Annotated in this window: 2 protein-coding genes; one reads left to right on the top strand and one right to left on the bottom strand. The window is 62.9% G+C overall.

The window, feature by feature from the left end:
- Positions 1-132 precede the first annotated feature (132 nt).
- The gene (locus EN939_RS32205) at positions 133-600 is read right to left on the bottom strand and encodes an Hsp20 family protein (protein WP_013529716.1); all 468 of its coding nucleotides are present in this window, start codon (positions 598-600) and stop codon (positions 133-135) included.
- Positions 601-1,080: 480 nt separating this feature from the next.
- On the opposite strand from EN939_RS32205, the gene EN939_RS32200 reads away from it, so the two are divergent.
- A partial coding sequence (locus EN939_RS32200; protein ID WP_164751423.1) for an alpha/beta fold hydrolase occupies positions 1,081-1,925 on the top strand: 845 nt, incomplete at its 3' end.

The raw sequence follows: 1,925 nt of genomic DNA, 5'->3' as shown, positions 1-1,925 counted from the left end.
GTCACCAGCTTTGCGACGACAGCCGATGAAGTCGACCGTTTTGGCCAGCTGATCGCCTGATAACGCATTTCCCCGACAACAAAAAAGCGGCGCCTTTCGGCGCCGCTTCCGTCTCGGGAGGAGACTTGTATTTTAGGCAGCGGTCTTGGCCTCGATCTGCTTGGCCTTGGCCGAAGACGCCGTAATGGCGATCTTGCGCGGCTTCAGCTCCTCGGGGATGTTGCGCTTGAGGTCGACGAAGAGCAGGCCGTTCTTCAGCGAGGCGCCAACGACCTCGACGTGGTCGGCAAGCTGGAAGCGACGTTCGAAAGCCCTCGAGGCAATGCCGCGATAGAGCAGCTCAGAGCCTTCGCCGGTGCCCTCGTCCTTGCGCTCACCCTTCACGGTCAGCACGTTGCGATGGGCTTCGATCGAGATTTCCTCGTCCGAGAAGCCGGCAACCGCCATCGAGATCCGGTAGGAATCCTCACCGGTGCGCTCGATGTTGTAGGGCGGATAGGTCTGCGCGCCATCCGGCTGCGCAAGCGAATCGAGCATCGTGAACAGACGATCGAAGCCGACGGTCGAGCGATAAAGCGGGGAAAAATCAACGTGACGCATGAGGTGTTCTCCTGTTGAGCAACATGGTTTGCGTATGGCCGGTGCGAAACCCTTGAGCGGCGTTTCGGGTGGACCAGCGGCCCCGACATTGGCGACCGCACGAGACATTTGGGGAGCGCTGGAAAGCATTTCAAGATTTCACCTGGCGGCAAAAGCCACGGCGGCCGGACCCTTGATGAACGGCAGATGAACCGGCACTTCGGCGCGCGTTCAGGCAGCCGGCGCTAAAGTCCATTCCAGGATCAAGGACTGGCGGCGCCGATTGCACAACAGGCACCGCAACGAGGCCGACCGGGTGTAACGTCCCTTCCTCCCGGATCGACAGGGGCCGGAAGCACGCTTTCAAGCGGCTTCCGGCCTTCCCTGATGCAGCCTCCCCTTCACCGGGAATTCCTTGGCTTTTGGCGCATGGGCGTCTATCACCTTAGCGGAGCCGGCCAGCGCAGGCGGGCATGCGAGACGCCGAGCACGAAGCGCCGAATGACGGATCTTTTCACCGAAAACTCCCTTTTTCACGAAATCGAGGGCAATCCGCGGCCGGAAAATGCCACCGGCGGCTTCTTCACCACGCGTGACCGAAAGAATATCCGCTACGGCCTGTTCGGCGCGGTCGCTCGCCCGATGAAGGGCACCGTGGTCCTGCTCACCGGCCGCAACGAGTGCATCGAGAAATATTTCGAAACCATCCGCAACCTTGCCGATCGCGGCTTTGGCGTCGCCACGCTCGATTGGCGCGGCCAGGGCGATTCCGACCGGCTGATCCGCGATCACCAGCGCGGCTACGTCAGCAGCTTCCGCGAGTACACCGCCGACCTCGAACAGTTCTTCGAGGAGATCGTGCTGCCCGATTGCCGCGGACCGTACTACATCCTCGCCCATTCGGCAGGTGCCTTGATCACCCTGCTTGCCGCCCCATCAATGGTGAACCGCATCCGGCGCATGGTGCTGATCGCGCCCTTCCTGACGCTGCCCGACCTGCCGGTCTCGATCTCGACGGTTCGCCGCGTCTGTTCTCTGTTCTGCGCTCTCGGCCTCGGCCGGCTCTACGCCGCCTGGGGTCCGCGGCCGAGGGTTACGGCCCCGTTCGAGACCAACAAGCTGACATCGGACCCGGAGCGCTATCGGCGCAACACACGGATCTATGAAGAATACCCGCAACTGGCGCTTGGCGGGCCGACGATCCGCTGGCTGCAGGCAGCCGCGAAAGCATCGGAAGCCGTCAGCGACCCCGATTTCATGGCTCGGATCCAGGTCCCGCTGCTGATCATCGCCGCCGGCGCCGACCAGGTCGTCTCGACCAGGGCCGTGGAAGCCTACGCCAGGCG

The sequence above is a fragment of the Mesorhizobium sp. M7A.F.Ca.CA.002.05.1.1 genome (assembly GCF_003998335.1).
Taxonomy (GTDB): domain Bacteria; phylum Pseudomonadota; class Alphaproteobacteria; order Rhizobiales; family Rhizobiaceae; genus Mesorhizobium.
The sequence above is the reverse complement of the archived record's forward strand: the minus strand, read 5'-3'. Positions and strand labels throughout refer to the sequence as shown.

What these genes read in the sequence shown, in the direction of transcription:
- EN939_RS32205 (WP_013529716.1), bottom strand. Translation starts at nt 600, where the DNA reads ATGCGTCACGTTGATTTTTCCCCGCTTTATCGCTCGACCGTCGGCTTC.